Source organism: Cupriavidus pauculus (assembly GCF_008801835.1).
Lineage (GTDB): Bacteria > Pseudomonadota > Gammaproteobacteria > Burkholderiales > Burkholderiaceae > Cupriavidus > Cupriavidus pauculus.
The window spans coordinates 112,175-126,819 of the sequence record NZ_VZOW01000001.1; the positions used below are offsets into that span (position 1 = coordinate 112,175).

Annotated in this window: 12 protein-coding genes; 3 read left to right on the forward strand and 9 right to left on the reverse strand. The window is 65.9% G+C overall.

Annotated elements, in window-relative coordinates; translation table 11 throughout:
• Positions 1-84 precede the first annotated feature (84 nt).
• Positions 85-2,028, forward strand: coding sequence for a SurA N-terminal domain-containing protein (locus tag F7R19_RS00500; protein ID WP_061957787.1), 1,944 nt, complete (start codon positions 85-87; stop codon positions 2,026-2,028).
• A gap of 117 nt (positions 2,029-2,145) precedes the next feature.
• Here F7R19_RS00500 and F7R19_RS00505 read toward each other — a convergent pair whose 3' ends face one another.
• Positions 2,146-2,838: an arylesterase gene (locus F7R19_RS00505; RefSeq protein WP_150979012.1), complete on the reverse strand. Its 693-nt coding sequence runs from the start codon at positions 2,836-2,838 to the stop codon at positions 2,146-2,148.
• Here F7R19_RS00505 and F7R19_RS00510 point away from each other — a divergent pair.
• The gene (locus F7R19_RS00510) at positions 2,825-3,523 is read left to right on the forward strand and encodes an ABC transporter ATP-binding protein (RefSeq protein ID WP_061957785.1); all 699 of its coding nucleotides are present in this window, start codon (positions 2,825-2,827) and stop codon (positions 3,521-3,523) included. The two genes, F7R19_RS00505 and F7R19_RS00510, sit on opposite strands and share 14 nt — an antisense overlap.
• Before the next feature lie 46 nt (positions 3,524-3,569).
• Here the strand turns inward: F7R19_RS00510 and pgi are convergent, their stop codons facing one another.
• The 8 genes from pgi to F7R19_RS00550 form a co-directional block, all read right to left on the reverse strand.
• Complete coding sequence (gene pgi, locus F7R19_RS00515; protein WP_061957784.1) at positions 3,570-5,198, reverse strand: glucose-6-phosphate isomerase; 1,629 nt, start codon at positions 5,196-5,198, stop codon at positions 3,570-3,572.
• Between the two features lie 208 nt (positions 5,199-5,406).
• Positions 5,407-6,345 (reverse strand): DMT family transporter, encoded by a 939-nt coding sequence (locus F7R19_RS00520; protein ID WP_223505714.1) that lies wholly within the window; start codon positions 6,343-6,345, stop codon positions 5,407-5,409.
• A complete protein-coding gene (locus F7R19_RS00525; RefSeq protein ID WP_150979013.1) occupies positions 6,342-7,955 on the reverse strand; it encodes an NAD(P)H-hydrate dehydratase in 1,614 nt (537 codons plus the stop codon). The genes F7R19_RS00520 and F7R19_RS00525 overlap by 4 nt, the downstream gene beginning before the upstream one ends.
• Positions 7,952-9,259 carry a D-amino acid dehydrogenase gene (locus F7R19_RS00530; protein ID WP_150979014.1) on the reverse strand — a complete coding sequence of 436 codons (1,308 nt, stop codon included), beginning with the start codon at positions 9,257-9,259 and terminating at the stop codon, positions 7,952-7,954. Before F7R19_RS00530 ends, F7R19_RS00525 begins: the two co-directional genes overlap by 4 nt.
• A gap of 54 nt (positions 9,260-9,313) precedes the next feature.
• Positions 9,314-10,624 carry a TRAP transporter large permease gene (locus F7R19_RS00535; protein ID WP_061957780.1) on the reverse strand — a complete coding sequence of 437 codons (1,311 nt, stop codon included), beginning with the start codon at positions 10,622-10,624 and terminating at the stop codon, positions 9,314-9,316.
• On the reverse strand, positions 10,624-11,175 hold the full coding sequence (locus F7R19_RS00540) for a TRAP transporter small permease subunit (RefSeq protein ID WP_061957779.1): 552 nt from the start codon (positions 11,173-11,175) through the stop codon (positions 10,624-10,626). The genes F7R19_RS00535 and F7R19_RS00540 overlap by 1 nt, the downstream gene beginning before the upstream one ends.
• A 112-nt stretch (positions 11,176-11,287) precedes the next feature.
• Positions 11,288-12,259: a TRAP transporter substrate-binding protein gene (locus F7R19_RS00545; protein ID WP_061957778.1), complete on the reverse strand. Its 972-nt coding sequence runs from the start codon at positions 12,257-12,259 to the stop codon at positions 11,288-11,290.
• Between the two features lie 132 nt (positions 12,260-12,391).
• A complete protein-coding gene (locus F7R19_RS00550) occupies positions 12,392-13,789 on the reverse strand; it encodes an amidase (protein ID WP_150979015.1) in 1,398 nt (465 codons plus the stop codon).
• Positions 13,790-13,975: 186 nt separating this feature from the next.
• Between F7R19_RS00550 and F7R19_RS00555 the strand changes: the two genes are divergently transcribed.
• Positions 13,976-14,563 carry a winged helix DNA-binding protein gene (locus F7R19_RS00555; RefSeq protein WP_061957776.1) on the forward strand — a complete coding sequence of 196 codons (588 nt, stop codon included), beginning with the start codon at positions 13,976-13,978 and terminating at the stop codon, positions 14,561-14,563.
• Positions 14,564-14,645 lie beyond the last annotated feature (82 nt).

A 14,645-nucleotide genomic window follows, 5' to 3' on the forward strand; every position in this document is an offset into this window, starting at 1 on the left:
GATTGCCGCTGTCTGGAGTTCCATACCTGCTAGAATCGCAAGGTTTGACCATCGGCCCAAGGCCCAACCTTTTACCCGATCAGCATGCTTGATTTCGTACGCAATAACCGGCGCTTGATGCTTTTGCTGCTGCTGGTGCTCGTCTTCCCGTCGTTCGTGTTCTTCGGCGTCGAGAGCTACTCGCGCTTCATGGACAGCTCGCACGACGCCGCCAAGGTCGACGGCCGGGCCATCACCGTCCAGGAAGTTGATAACGTGGTACGGGATCAGAGCGAACGCATGCGCCAGATGCTTGGCAACAACTATGACCCGCGCATGTTCGAAGGTGCCGCCGCGCGCCAGTCGGTGCTCGATCAGCTGATCCTGCAGCGCGTGATTTCCGACGTGACGGCGAAGAAATATCTGACCGCTTCGAACGAGCAGGTGCGCCAGGCGATCCAGAGCATTCCCGCAGTCGCGCAGTTGCGTACGGCGGATGGCAAGTTTGACGAAAAGGCCTATGTGCAGTTGCTGGCCGCGCAGGGCATGACGCCGGATCAACTCGATTCGCGCATTCGCTTCGAGCTTGCATCGCAGCAGCTTGGCGCTGCCGTCGGCACCACGGCCTTCGTTCCGAAGTCCTTGCTGGACCGGCTGATTGCCATCCGTGACCAGCAGCGCGATGTGCAGGCGCTGACGATCAAGCCCGCCGATTTCACGTCGAAGGTCTCGCCCGACGCCGCCGCGCTGAAGGCCTATTACGAATCGCATCTGGCCGCATACACCACGCCGGAGCAGGCGAAGGTCGAGTACGTCGTGTTGTCTGGCGATGCGCTGGCCGCCAGCCAGCAGGTTTCCCCGGAAGAGCTGAAGTCCTATTACGACAGCAATATCCAGCGCTTCCGCGTTGACGAACAACGGCGCGCCAGCCATATCCTGATCACCTCGCCCAAGGACGCCAAGCCGGCGGACCGCCAGGCCGCCAAGGAAAAGGCGCAGAAGCTGCTCGACGAAGTGCGCAAGCATCCCGAGACGTTTGCCGATGTGGCGAAGAAGAATTCGCAGGATCCCGGCTCGGCCGAAAAGGGCGGCGATCTCGGTTTCATGGGCCGCGGCGCACTGGTCAAGCCGTTCGAGGATGCAATGTATGCGCTGAAGGAAAACCAGATCAGCGACCTCGTCGAGACCGACTACGGCTACCACATCATCAAGCTCACCGGCATCAAGCCGGCGCAGACGCAGCCGTTGGAAGCGGTGCGTGCGGAGCTGGAAGGTGAACTGAAGAAGCAACTGGCCGGCAAGAAATACGCCGAGCAGGCCGATGCGTTCGGCAACATGGTCTACGAGCAGTCGGACAGCCTCAAGCCGGCGGCCGACAAGTTCAAGCTGACGATCCAGACCGCCGACGACGTGACGCGCCAGCCGAACCCGGCGCTCAAGGATAGCCCGCTGAACAACGAGAAGGTGCTGAAGGCCCTGTTTAGCGACGATGCGATCAAGAGCAAGCGCAACATCGAAGCGGTTCAGGTCGGCCCCACGACGCTGGTATCGGCGCGCATCGTCGACTACCGCCCCGCGGCGGCGCGCAAGTTCGAGGACGTCGAAGCGCAGGTGCGCCAGGCCTATATTGCCCAGCAAGCGGCCGAACTTGCCCGCAAGGATGGCGAAGCGCGACTGGAAACGCTCAAGAAGAGCGGAGCTGCCGAAGGTTTCGGTCCGGTGATGACCGTGTCGCGCACCAAGGCCGATGGTGTGTCTCCGAAGGCCTTGGAAGCGATCATGCGCGCCGATGCGTCGAAGGTGCCTTCGCTGGTCGGCGTCGATCTCGGTGCCGATGGCTATGCCATCTACCGGATCACTAAGGTCGGCACGCCCGCGCCCTCGAATCCGGGGCAGCGGGATGCCGACGCGCAGCAGTTGAGCCAGCTGGCCGGCCAGACAGAACTCGCTGCCTTCTATGATGCGTTGAAGGCTCAGGCGAAGGTGAAGATCCTGCATCCGACAAAGACCGAGGATGCAGCACCCGCCAGCGAGGCTGACGCGCGCTAGGTCGCTCGGATCCCGAGTGACAAAAGCCCCTGCAGGCATTGGCCGCAGGGGCTTTTTGTTTTGTCGACGCGGTATCCAAGCGTGGAGTAAAGGCCGGTGCAAATCCGGCCTAGGCGATCAACGCGAAGATGCAGCCGGCTTCAACAGCGGTTTCAACACGGGCCAGACATTGTCGAGCAACGTGGCCTGGGCTGCCGAAGTCGGGTGGATGCGGTCGTCCTGAAACCAGTCGGGCCGCGTGATGACGCGGTCCAGCAAGAACGGCACGAGCTGCGCGCCCGATTCCTTCGCGACTTTCGGAAACAGCTGAAAAAAGCGCTCCGTATAGTCGGGGCCGTAGTTGGGCGGAATGCGCATGCCGATCAGCACGACTTTCGCCCCGGCCTTTTGGGCGCTGCCGACAATGGTGCGCAGATTGGTTTCGGTCGACGGCAGGGGCAGCCCGCGCAGGGCGTCGTTCGCGCCCAGTTCGACCAGCACGATGGCGGGCTTGTGCCGCTGCAGCAGGTCGGGCAGGCGGGTTTTGCCGCCGACCGTGGTCTCGCCGCTGATGCTTGCGTTCACAACGCTATAATCGAAGCGCTCGCGGCGCAGCCGTTCCTGTAGCAGGCTGACCCAGCCGGTCCCGCGCGCGATGCCATACTCGGCGGACAGGCTGTCGCCAAGTATCAGCAGCGATGGAGCGGCGCGCGGTGCGGGCTGGGCCAGCGCCAGTTGTGAACCGAACGCCGCGAAGGCGGTCGCACAACAAGCCGCCAGCAATCGCCGGCGTACAACGTTTCCTATTCTCTCGCGCATGTCCTCATCCATTCTTGCTGTCGAGTCTCTCGGAAAGACCGTTTCCGACGCCACGGGTTCGTTGACGATTTTGCATGACGTCTCGTTTTCCGTCACGGCCGGCGAGACGCTGGCCATTGTTGGCGCGTCGGGTTCGGGCAAGTCGACGCTGCTCGGTTTGCTGGCCGGGCTCGATCTGCCGACTACGGGCGCCGTCCGGCTGCACGGCCAGGACCTGTTCCAGCTTGACGAGGACGGGCGCGCAGCACTGCGCGGCAGGCATGTCGGCTTCGTGTTCCAGTCGTTTCAGCTGGTCGGCCATCTGACGGCACTCGAAAATGTCATGCTGCCGCTCGAATTGCGCGGCGAGACCGATCGCGTGCGCGAGCGCGCCACCGAAATGCTCGAGCGGGTCGGACTTGGCAAGCGGCTGACACACTATCCGCGCACGCTGTCTGGCGGTGAACAGCAGCGCGTGGCGCTGGCTCGCGCGTTTGTGGCGCGCCCGGACATCCTGTTCGCGGACGAGCCGACCGGCAGCCTCGACACGGCAACCGGCGAGGCCGTGATCGCGCTGATGTTCGAACTGAATCGCGATGCCGGATCGACGCTGGTCCTGGTCACGCATGACCGCTCCGTGGCCGCCCGCTGCGGCCGCATCCTGACGATCGACACCGGCCGGGTGGCCAGTGACGAACTGATGGGTACCGCAGTCTAAAGCTGAAGACGCACAGGCGCACAGGGCGCCTGGCAAACAGAGGCGATCAGCCGCGCGTGAGCACACGACGCGCGCGCGCGATCAGGGCGGCGGTCGACGCATCGTGCGCGGCGGTGCCGCGGCCGGTCAGCTCCGATTCGATCGGACGCGCCAGGATCTTGCCCAGCTCCACGCCCCACTGGTCGAACGAATTGATATTCCACACCACGCCCTGAACGAACGTCCGGTGTTCGTATAGCGCAATCAGCGCACCCAGCACATGCGGCGTCAGGTCTTCCATCAGCAGCGTATTGCTGGGGCGGTTGCCTTCGAATACCAGATGCGGCAGACGCGCTTCGTCGGTGACGCCGGCCGCGCGCAGTTCCTCTGCGCTGCGCCCGCGCATCAGCGCTTCGGCTTGCGCAAAACAGTTCGCCAGCAATTTGGCGTGGTGTCCCGGCAGGGCGCGGGGCGGTACCAGCGGCGCGACGAAGTCGACGGGCACGATCTGTGAGCCCTGGTGGATCATCTGGAAGTACGCGTGTTGGCCGTTGGTGCCAGCCGATCCCCAGACCACCGGCGATGTGTCCACATGGACCGCATCGCCGCTCAACTGCACCGACTTGCCGTTGCTTTCCATTTCCAGCTGCTGCAGGAACGCGGGGAACAGTTCCAGCGACGTTGAATACGGCGCCAGGCAGCTGGTCGGCATGCCGAAGAAATTCCGATACCAGATGCCGATCATGGCCATCACGACGGGCATGTTGCGCGCCAGCGGAGCGGTGCGGAAGTGATCGTCCATCGCCCGGCCGCCGAGCAGCAGATCGTCGAAGGCATCGAAGCCAACCGCCAGCGCGATCGACAGACCGACCGACGACCACAGCGAAAACCGGCCGCCGATCCAGTCCCAGAATTCGAACATGTTGGCGGGATCGATGCCGAACTTGACCACCGCCTCGCGGTTGGTCGACACGGCGACGAAATGGCGCGCAAGCTGGTCCTCGGCCACGCCATTCTGCAGAAACCATTCACGCATGCTGCATGCGTTGGCCATGGTTTCGAGCGTGGTGAACGTCTTCGAGCAGACGATTACCAGCGTGCGCGACGGATCCAGCCGCACCAGCGTTTCGGCCAGTTCGGTGCCGTCGACATTGGAGACGAAGTGCATGCGCGGACCGCTCGGGTCCGCCAGATGCGCCAATGCGCGGCACACCATGCGCGGACCGAGATCGGAGCCGCCGATGCCGATATTGACGATGTCCGTGATCGATTGGCCCGTGAATCCGGTCCACGCGCCCGAGCGCACCCGATCGGCAAAGTCGCGCATGCGATGCAGCACGTCATGGATGCTGGACATCACCGAGTGGCCGTCCACCTTGAACGGTGCGTCGGGCAGGGCGCGCAGCGCCACATGCAACGCGGCGCGATCTTCGGTGGTGTTGATATGTTCGCCCGCGAACATGGCGTCGCGGCGCTGCGGCACGCCCGCTTCCTCGGCCAGCTTCATCAGCAGCGCGAAGGTCTCGAACGTGATGCGATTTTTCGAGTAGTCCAGATAAAGACCCGCAGCTTCGAGCGAAAAATCCTCAACGCGACGGGCGGCCTCGGCTTCGGCAAACCACTCCTGCATCGGCGTATCGCGGATGGCATCGTAGTGGTGACGAAGGGCGGTCCAGGCGTGGAATTCAGTCGGCATGCGTTCTTCTGAGAATCGGGAATATGCCCAGGGGGATGGGCCGGTTGCAAGTATATCGCCTCAATGTGATCCCAATAACGGGATAAGGCAGCAAATCGTAACGCTGCTTGCGACGTCCTCCCAAACGGTAGCAGGCCGCGGTACGGCGTCGTATCGGGCGATGTCCGACGGGCGCGTGGGAATTGGGATTTGTGCGCGGGCGGGCGCCTCAGCGCTGCAGGCGCGCGGCAATGCGTCGCAACAGCGGCTCGCCTCCCGCCACGCAGACGCCACCTGCGCAGATGATGCCGATGCCGATGGCGGTGGTCCAGTCGGGCAGATGGCCGAAGGCCAGATAGCCGATGGCCGTTGCCGAGAGGATCTGCAGATACAGGAAGGGACTGAGAAACGATGCATCGGCGTATTGGAACGCGCGGATCACGAAGTAGTGCCCGATCGATCCAGTCAGCCCGGCCGACAGCAGCAACATGCCCTGGGTAACGGTGGGAACTGCCTCGAACCAGAAGAATGGGACCAGCACCGTGGTCAGTGCGGCGCCGGTCACGCCGCTCTGGATCAGCGTGGTCATCGGCGCATCATGTGCGGCGATGCGTCGGGTCAGCATCTGCAGCAAGGCGAACAGCAGCGCCGACAACAGACCCAGGCCCACGCCGAACGCATCGAGTTCGCCGCCGGGGCGCACCACCACCACCATCCCCGCAAAGCCGATGCCGACGCCAAGCCACCGCGTCCAGCGCGCATGCAGCCCTGGGCGTTCGCCAAGCAGCCACGGCGACAGCGCGACCACGATCAGCGGCGCGCAGAAATTGAGCGCCGTTGCAGTGGCCAGCGGCATCAGGCGCAACACGCTGAAAAATACCAGCGTCGAAGCCAGCATTAGTGCGCCGCGCAGCCACTGGAGCCGAGGCTGTGCGGGACGCGACTGCTGCTGCCAGCGCGCCGGGCCAAGCAGCAGGAAAATCGCCACCACATGGCCCAGATAGCGCACCCACGCCACGGCGACCACGGGCAGCCCCTGCTGGGTCAGCGTCTTGCCCGTGGCGTCGAGCAGGCTCAGGATCCATTGGCCCACGACCAGCAGCGCGATGCCCGTCAGCAGGCGCCGGCGGGTGTCCATGCCACTGGCTGCCGTGGCCGATGGGTTCACGCTGCGTCGCCTTGCAGCAGCGCGTTGAAGATGGCGCGGGCCGGCTGGTACAGCTCGCTGGCCGTCAGGCCGGCCGGCCCGATGCCTTCAGCGACCAGCCGATCGGCGGCGCGGCCATGTATCCACACCGCCGCGCGTGACGCCGCGACGATCGGCATGCCCTGGGCCAGCAGCGCACCGATCATGCCCGCCAGCACGTCGCCGGTGCCAGCGGTGGAAAGCCCCGCATTGCCGGTGGGATTGATGGCGGGCGGGGCGTTGTCCGCGGTGGCGATCACCGTGCCTGAGCCCTTCAGTACGACCGTCGCGCGCCATTGGACGGCCAAGGCGCGGGCGCTGACCAGCCGGTCGCGCTGCACCGTTGCAACGTCGCTGCCCAGCAGCCGCGCGGCTTCGAGCGGATGTGGGGTCATGACGATGTCCACGCCGCTGTCGCGCAACTGTTCAGCCAGCGCCGCGTTGCCGGCCAGCAGATTCAGCGCGTCGGCATCGAGCACCATCGGCAAGCCAGGCTGTGCATTGGCGCAAACGTCGATCACTTGCGCCAGCAGCTTGCGCGCCACGCCGCCGCTGCCCATGCCGGGACCGACCACGAACGCCGACATGGTGTCGAGCGCAAGGTCGGACACCGGATGCAGCATCAGTTCCGGGTGAATCGGATCGATCAACGGCGCGGGCTGGGCGAGAAATCCGATATGAACGCGACCGGCGCCGAGCTGCAGCGCTGCGCGCGCACCGAGCAACGGCGCGCCCGTCATGCCCAGATTGCCGCCGATCACCGCCAGGCTGCCGAACCGGCCCTTGTTGGCCGAATGTTCGCGCCGCGGCAGCGTTGCGTCGAACCCGCCAGGCTGGTTGACGACCGCGGCCGGCAGCTCTGCCGGGGGATAGTCGAGGCCAAGTGGCGCGATGTCGATTTTGCCCGCGCAATCGCGGCCGTCAAGCGTCAGCAGGCCCGGCTTGGCCGCCAGAAACGTCAGCGTGCGGTGTGCGCGAATGGCAGGGTGGCCCGCGCCGGTATCGGCAAAAAGCCCGCTTGGGATGTCCAGCGCATAGACGGGCAGATGCGCGTGGTTCAGATGATCGATCCAGCGCGCCATGCTGCCGTCGGCCGGGCGGTTGAGTCCGATGCCGAGCAGTCCGTCGACCACTGCGGCGCAGCCGGACGGCCAGGGCGGCAGCGCCGCGTCGGGATCGTCATGCATGACCAGCAGGGGCACGCCGGCCGTGCGCGCCTCCAGCCACGCACGCGCGGCGTCGTCGGGCAGACGGTCAGGATCGGCCACGAGCCAGGCTTCCACCAGCCGCCCGGCCTGATGCAGGCGCGTCGCCGCAACGAGGGCGTCGCCGCCATTGTTGCCTTGTCCCGCAAGAAACAGGATGCGTCCGTGCGGGACATGCTGGCCGACCCACTCGGCGGCCGCGGCGCCGGCGCGCGACATCAGCGTGAACGCAGGCGTCGCGGCCAGCCCCGCGTGTTCGACGCGCCGGATCGTTGCGACGTCGTACAGCGGCGTCGGTTCGCGGCCGGCGGCGTCGAGCGTGGTCCAAGCCGATGCGGCGTCCGGCGCCGGGTTGGAAGCGGAAGAGGGGGGCGCGGTGGTATTCATGTGTCGGATGACTCGGGTGCCAGCCGATAGCGCGCCGGCGTCAGGCCCTCCATGTCGATGGCGGGCCCGTCGCCCTGGCCAGCGCTGGCGGCAATCTGGTCTGCGGCAATTTTGCCCGATCCGCAGCTCATCGCCCAGCCCGTCGATCCGTGGCCCAGATTCAGGAAAAGACCGCGGATGCGCGTCGCGCCGATGACTGGCGGACCGTCCGGCAGCATCGGGCGGGCGCCTGCCCAAAGTGTCGCTTCCTGGTAGTGTCCGGCGACTGGAAACCAGTCGCGCGCCACCCGGATCAGCGTATTCAGTGCGGCCGGCCGCAGATCCAGTTTGCGCGAGCCCAGTTCAGCCGTGCCGGCCACGCGCAGGCGGTTGCCCAGGCGCGTAATGGCTACCTTGAACGATTCGTCCATCAGCGCACCGAGCGGCGCTTGCAGTTCGTCGCGCACCATGACCGTGGCCGAGTAACCCTTGACCGGATACAGCGGCAGCCGAAGTCCCAGCGGGCGCAGCAGGCGCGCGCTGCCGACACCGGCGGCCATCACCACGCGGTCGGCGACGAGCGTTTCGGCAGTTATGCCGGGATGCGCGGGCGTCAGTTCCACCTGCAACGCCGACCCCGCGCCCACACGCAGCCGCGCCACATCGGCGTGGAAGCGGAATCGCACGCCGGCGGCTTCGGCATGCTGGTGCAGCCGACGCACAAACATCGGGCAGTTTCCCGATTCGTCGTCGGGCAGATGCAGCCCGCCTGCCAGCGGCGTGTCGGTGGTCAGGCCTGGCTCGATCTGCCGGCAGCCGACCGCGTCCACCAGACGATGCGGCACCTTGTTTTCGCGCAGCAACGCCAGCGCCGGGCCGGCGAGGTCGAGATCCTTCTGCGCGCGGAACAACTGCAGATAGCCGCGCGACTGTTCGTATTCGATTGCCAGTTCGGCGCGCAACGCGTGCAGGCAAGTGCGGCTGTAGAACGCCAGGCGCTGCATGCGCAGTTTGTTGGCGCGGTAGCGTTCAAGCTGGCATTCGCGCAGCCAGCGGGCGATCCATTGCCACATCGCGGGATCGGCGCTGGGCCGGAACAGCACGGGCGATTCCCGCGCGAAGATCGCGCGCAGGATCTTGCCCGGCATGCCGGGCGCGGCCCATGGCGTCACGTAGCCGGGGGCGATCACACCGGCATTGCCGAAGCTGGCTTCCTGCGCGGGCGCGCCGCGCCGCTCCAGCACGGTGACGTCGAAACCCGCCTGGCGCAGATACCACGCGGTGCTGACGCCGATGGCGCCGGCACCGATCACGATGACGTGCATGGGGTTGGGTGATCCCTGTCGATGTGCCGCGCGTGGCTGCTACTTGCTATTTGGCTACTTGATCTCCTTGGCCATCACCACGTCGGGCAGCCACGTGACCACGGCCGGCCAGACGGTGACGATGGCGATGGCAAGCACCATCATCATGAAGAACGGCAACGACACGCGCGCAATGTAGTTGCTGTCCTTGCCGGTCATGCTCTGGAGCACGAACAGGTTGAAGCCGACTGGCGGCGTCACCTCGGCAATCTCCACCAGCAGCACGATGAAGATGCCGAACCATACCAGATCGAAGCCGGCCGCCTGCACCATCGGCAGGACCGTGGCGGTGGTGAGCGCGATCATCGAAATGCCGTCCAGTGCCGTGCCCAGCAGGATATAGATCACCGTCAGCACCGCGATTAGCGCCCAGGGCGACAGGTGCAGCGCGGCCACCCATTCGGCCAGCGCCCGCGGAATCCCCGTGAAGCTCATTGTGACCGACAGGAATGACGTGGCGCCCAGCACGAACATGATCATCGCGGTCAACCGCGTGGCCGACATCAGGCTTTCCCAGAAGGCCTTGCGCGTCAGCGACCCGCCCGCCCAGGCCAGCGCCAGCGACGCCACCACGCCGTAGGCCGCGGCCTCGGTGGCGGTGGAATAGCCGGCCACCATGATCCACGTGATGAACGCGATCAGGATGATGCACGGCATCAGTTGCCTGATCGACGCCATGCGCGCGCGCCAGCCGAAGGTTTCGGCTGCGGGCGTCCGGTCCGGATTCATCAGCGCCCACACCACGATATAGCCGGAGAACAGCAGCATCAGCAGCAGCCCGGGCAGGAAGCCGGCCAGGAACACGCGGATGATCGACACATCGGCCGAGACCGCGTACACCACCATGGTGATCGACGGCGGGATCAGGATGCCGAGCGTGCCCGCGCACGACAGCGATCCCAGCGTGACGCGCTCATCGTAGCCGCGCCGCGTCAGTTCGGGCAGGGCGGATTTGGCGATGGTGGCGCAGGTGGCCGCCGATGAGCCCGACACCGACCCGAAGATGCCGCAGCCCAGGATGTTCACATGCATCAGGCGTCCGGGCAGCCAGTTCAGCCACGGCGACAGGCCGTTGAACATCTGTTCCGACAGCTTGGTGCGAAACAGGATTTCGCCCATCCACACGAATAACGGCAGCGATGCCAGCGTGTACGACGCGCTGGACGACCACCACGCATTGGCCAGGTTGACCAGCGCATCGTGATCGGAAAAGACCACCAGGCCCACCCATGACGTGACGGCGATCGCCACGGGGATCCACGCGCCGATCGCCAGGAAGACGATCATCACCAGCAGCAGGACCAGCGCAACAAGTATCGTGCTCATCAGACGGTCTCCCCGAAGTCACCCGCGGCGAGTTTGGCTTCCTGCGCCAACTGATAGCGCGGCTTGCGGCGGCGCATCACGCGCAGCCATTCGTCGCCGACCGCCAGCATGAAGCCGACGGCGCCCAGTACCGCGAAGCTTTGCGGCATCCAGAGTGGAATCACGATCTGGCCCTGGGAAACATCGCCGATGTCCCAGCTCTGCCACGCGAACGTGCCAAGCGCCCAGGTGGCGTACGCGGCGAACACCAGGCAGATCGACAGCGACAGCGCTTCCAGCACCCAGCGGCGACGGGGTCCGACGGCGTCGAGCATCATTTCCACGCGCACGATGCCGCCGTGCTGGAACGTCTGGCCGAGCACGAGGAATGCGGACGCGGCGCACAGCCACGCCACGATGTCGTCGCCGCCCTTCAGGACGATCAGCGTCTCACGCGAGACCGACATCGCGATCATCATGATGCAGACCGCAAGGATGCAAAGGGCGCCGAGCACGGCGAACAGGTCAAGCAGATGGTCGAGCCATCGCTTGCGAAGGAGGGGGGCTTCCATATCGGTAACAGGCTACCTGTAATGCGGCACAGCCAACACGAGGGAACCCGGTCGGCGCGGGCGCGAGGCGCGCGCGGCTGGACCGGGCCGATGACTACCCTGCCGGGCGGGATTACTTGCGATAGGCGTCCAGGATGGCCTTGCCGTCCTCGCCCGCGCTTTTTGCCCAGTCGCCGACCATGGTGTCGCCCACCTTCTGCATGTCGGTCTTGAGCTGGGCGGAGGGCGGCGCCACCGTCATGCCGTTCTTCGCAAGCGTGGCGAGATAGTCGCGGGTCTTCTGCTCGGAAACCTGCCAGCCGCGCTTTTCCGCATCGGCCACTGCCTTGAGCAGCGCATCCTGGGTGGGTTTGTCGAGCGCGTTGAAGGCCTTCTTGCTGACCACCAGCATGTTCTTGGGCAGCCAGGCATCGACGGTGTAGAAATACTTGACCGACTCCCACACCTTGGTGTCCACGCCGGTCGCGCCCGACGACATGAAGGAGTTGACGGTGCCGGTGGCCAGCGCCTGGGCCAGATCGGCCGCCTGGATCGTCACGGGCTGGGCGCTGACCAGTTCGGCGATCTTCGACGTGGCCGGGTTATAGGCGCGCCATTTGAGGCCCTTCATGTCGGCGGCGCTGTTGATCGGCTTGTTGGCATAGATGCCCTGGGGCGGCCAAGCCACGGCGTACAGCAGCTTCATGCCCTGGCGATCCAGAACCTTGTCGGTGACGGGCTTCGACGCCTGCCACAGCTTGTACGATTCCGCATAGCTGGTGGCCAGGAACGGCACCGCATCGACGCCAAACACCGGGTTTTCGTTGGCCAGCAGCGACATCAGGATCTCGCCCATCTGCACCTGGCCAGTTTGCACGCCGCGCTTGATCTCGTTGGCCTTGAGCAGCGAGCCGTTCGGATGGATGACGATCTTGAGCTTGCCGCCCGTGGCCTTTTCCACATCGTTGGCCATCTGCTGCAGGTTTTCCGTGTGCAGATTGGTGGCCGGATATCCGGTCGGCAGGTCCCACTTGGTATCCGCCCGTGCCGCCGTGGCGGCCAGCAGCAATGCCGCCGCCGCGACTGCCGTTGCCTTGACTCGCATCTCGATCTCTCCTGGTGTTTTGCGCGGGGCGCCTGGCCGTACGCGCGGGTTGGCACTACCTGGAACTGCCGCCGCGCAGGTCGCGGATGTATGCGACATGGCGCGGTACTGCGGTCACGGCAAGGAGGTGGCTCAGCCCCCGCGCGGTGACGGTTGAACGATCGATTCCAATGCAAGGGCCGTGCCCAATAGTTGCGCGTCGCGCATCGGCCCGTGCGAGAGCATCAGCCCGACCGGCAGTTCGTCGCTTGCCTGGCACGGCAGCGACACCGAGCAGCCGTCGAGAAAATTGAACACGGATGTATTGCGCAGCAGCAGCCCGTTGGTGCGCACGAACAGCGCGTCGTCTGCCACCAGCGGGGCGATCGGCGGCGCCACCATCGGCACCGTGGGACACACCACCGCGTCGAACGGCGCCAGTCGCGCGGTCATGCGCGCAATCCAGTCCAGCCGCGCGCGATGCAAGGCGATATAGTCGGCCGCGCTCATCTGCGCGCCGCGCTCGATGCGCATCAGCACGCGTGGGTCATAGCGATCACGATGCGTGGCAATCAGCGCTCGATGATGCGCGAAGGCTTCCGGTGCGGAAAAACCGCCCGCGGCATTGAGCGCGGCCAGTTCGTTCAGCTCCGGCATGTCCACGTGCTCGATGCGCACGCCTGCCGCCGACAGCCGACCCATGGCCCGGTCGAACGCGCGCGACACCGTCTCGTCGAGGTCGTCGAGCACAAGCTGGCGCGGAATCGCCAGCCGGATCGCGGCAGGCGCGGTCACGGCGGGGATCACCGCATCGTCGGCGATTACGCTGTCGACGGCAATGCAATCAGCCAGCGTGCGCGCCATCGCGCAAGCGGTGTCCAGCGTGTACGACAGCGGGTAGGCGCCGGTAAGCGGCACGCGGCGCGCCGTGGGCTTGTAGCCCGTGATGCCGCACAGCGCAGCGGGAATGCGGATCGACCCGCCCGTATCGCTGCCCAGCGCGGCGACGGCCGAACCGATGGCGACCGACACTGCCGCGCCGGACGACGATCCGCCCGGAATGCGTGCAACGGCTGCGTCGCACGGGTTCACCGGTGTACCGAAATGGGGATTGATGCCGACGCCCGAGAAGGCAAATTCGGTCATGTTGGTGCGGCCGACCAACGCCGCGCCGACCGCGCGTAGCCGCGCCACGACGGTGGCGTCCCCAGCGGCCGGTGCGGCGTCATGGCGCGCGGCCGACGCAGCGCGCGTGACTTCGCCGGCCACGTCGTACAGATCCTTGATCGAAACCGGCAGCCCGGCCAGCGGATGCAAAGGCTTGCCGGCAGCCGCGGCGGCATCGGCTGCGCGCGCCACCTGGCTGGCGGCCGCGAACGTCTGGTGCAGGTAGACCGCGCGTCCGGCTTCGCTTTGCGCGCGCGCCGCGGCGTGCGCGATCAGCCCGGCACGGTCGACCACGCCGGTGCGCAGCGCGGTGTGAAGCGATTCCAGCGATTCCAGCGATTGGAGAGGTTGGGGCGATTCCGGTGATTCAGCGTGAGGCAGCATGCGCGATTAACCATCTGAAGGGCGTCGCGGAACCGGACCGCATTCACGCATTGCCTCGGTGAAATAAGGTATTCATGCTCATAATTCGCCGATAAACTGTCAAGCTGAAATTGCCCGAAGCCGCTTCGGGCTTTCACCTATCGCCATTCCTATCGTCACCCCCTCGTCTCAGCTACGGAGATTTCCATGGCCCGCAAGCCCGCCCCGGTCCGCCAGCCAGACGCCGCATCCGACGCCGGCGCCGGCCGGGCCGCGCCGCTAGCGCGCGCCCCAGGCGTGAACATCGTCTCGTCCTCGCATCTGGTGTCCGTGCGCAGTCCGGAATTGTCCGAGTTCGAATTCGGCCTGAATACCGCCTACAACGCCTACAGCCGCTGGGTGGTGCGCTGCATGGGCGCGGCCGGCGTGCGCGACCTGACCTTCCTCGATGTGCTGGTGCTGCACCATGTGAACCATCGCGGGCGCGCCAAGCGGCTGGCCGATATCTGCTTCGTGCTCAACGTCGAGGACACACATCTGGTGACGTATTCGCTGAAGAAACTCGTCGGCCTGGACCTGGTGGCCGGCGAACGCGTCGGCAAGGAGGCCACCTACGCCACCACCGTCGCCGGCGCCGCCGCGTGCGCCAAATACCGGGAGATCCGCGAGCAGTGCCTGACCAGCAATTTCACCGAAGGCAGCGAAGAAAACGTCGAAATCGGCGAACTGGCACGCCTGCTGCGCGTGCTGACCGGCCTGTACGAGCAGGCCGCGCGCTCGGCAACGTCACTCTGAAGGGCGCCGCAAGCCGGTCTGCGGCCACGCACGGCGGTCTGCGCCGGGCGCCGGATCCGCCACCGGCGGGCGTTGGCGGCCG

Excerpts from the sequence above, each read along its gene's own strand:
- F7R19_RS00525 (WP_150979013.1), bottom strand. The coding sequence starts at position 7,955 with ATGAATACCACCGCGCCCCCCTCTTCCGCTTCCAACCCGGCGCCGGAC.
- F7R19_RS00505 (WP_150979012.1), bottom strand. The coding sequence starts at position 2,838 with ATGGATGAGGACATGCGCGAGAGAATAGGAAACGTTGTACGCCGGCGA.
- F7R19_RS00510 (WP_061957785.1), top strand. The coding sequence starts at position 2,825 with ATGTCCTCATCCATTCTTGCTGTCGAGTCTCTCGGAAAGACCGTTTCC.
- F7R19_RS00530 (WP_150979014.1), bottom strand. The coding sequence starts at position 9,259 with ATGCACGTCATCGTGATCGGTGCCGGCGCCATCGGCGTCAGCACCGCG.
- F7R19_RS00535 (WP_061957780.1), bottom strand. The coding sequence starts at position 10,624 with ATGAGCACGATACTTGTTGCGCTGGTCCTGCTGCTGGTGATGATCGTC.
- F7R19_RS00550 (WP_150979015.1), bottom strand. The coding sequence starts at position 13,789 with ATGCTGCCTCACGCTGAATCACCGGAATCGCCCCAACCTCTCCAATCG.
- F7R19_RS00500 (WP_061957787.1), top strand. The coding sequence starts at position 85 with ATGCTTGATTTCGTACGCAATAACCGGCGCTTGATGCTTTTGCTGCTG.
- F7R19_RS00555 (WP_061957776.1), top strand. The coding sequence starts at position 13,976 with ATGGCCCGCAAGCCCGCCCCGGTCCGCCAGCCAGACGCCGCATCCGAC.
- F7R19_RS00540 (WP_061957779.1), bottom strand. The coding sequence starts at position 11,175 with ATGGAAGCCCCCCTCCTTCGCAAGCGATGGCTCGACCATCTGCTTGAC.
- F7R19_RS00545 (WP_061957778.1), bottom strand. The coding sequence starts at position 12,259 with ATGCGAGTCAAGGCAACGGCAGTCGCGGCGGCGGCATTGCTGCTGGCC.
- pgi (WP_061957784.1), bottom strand. The coding sequence starts at position 5,198 with ATGCCGACTGAATTCCACGCCTGGACCGCCCTTCGTCACCACTACGAT.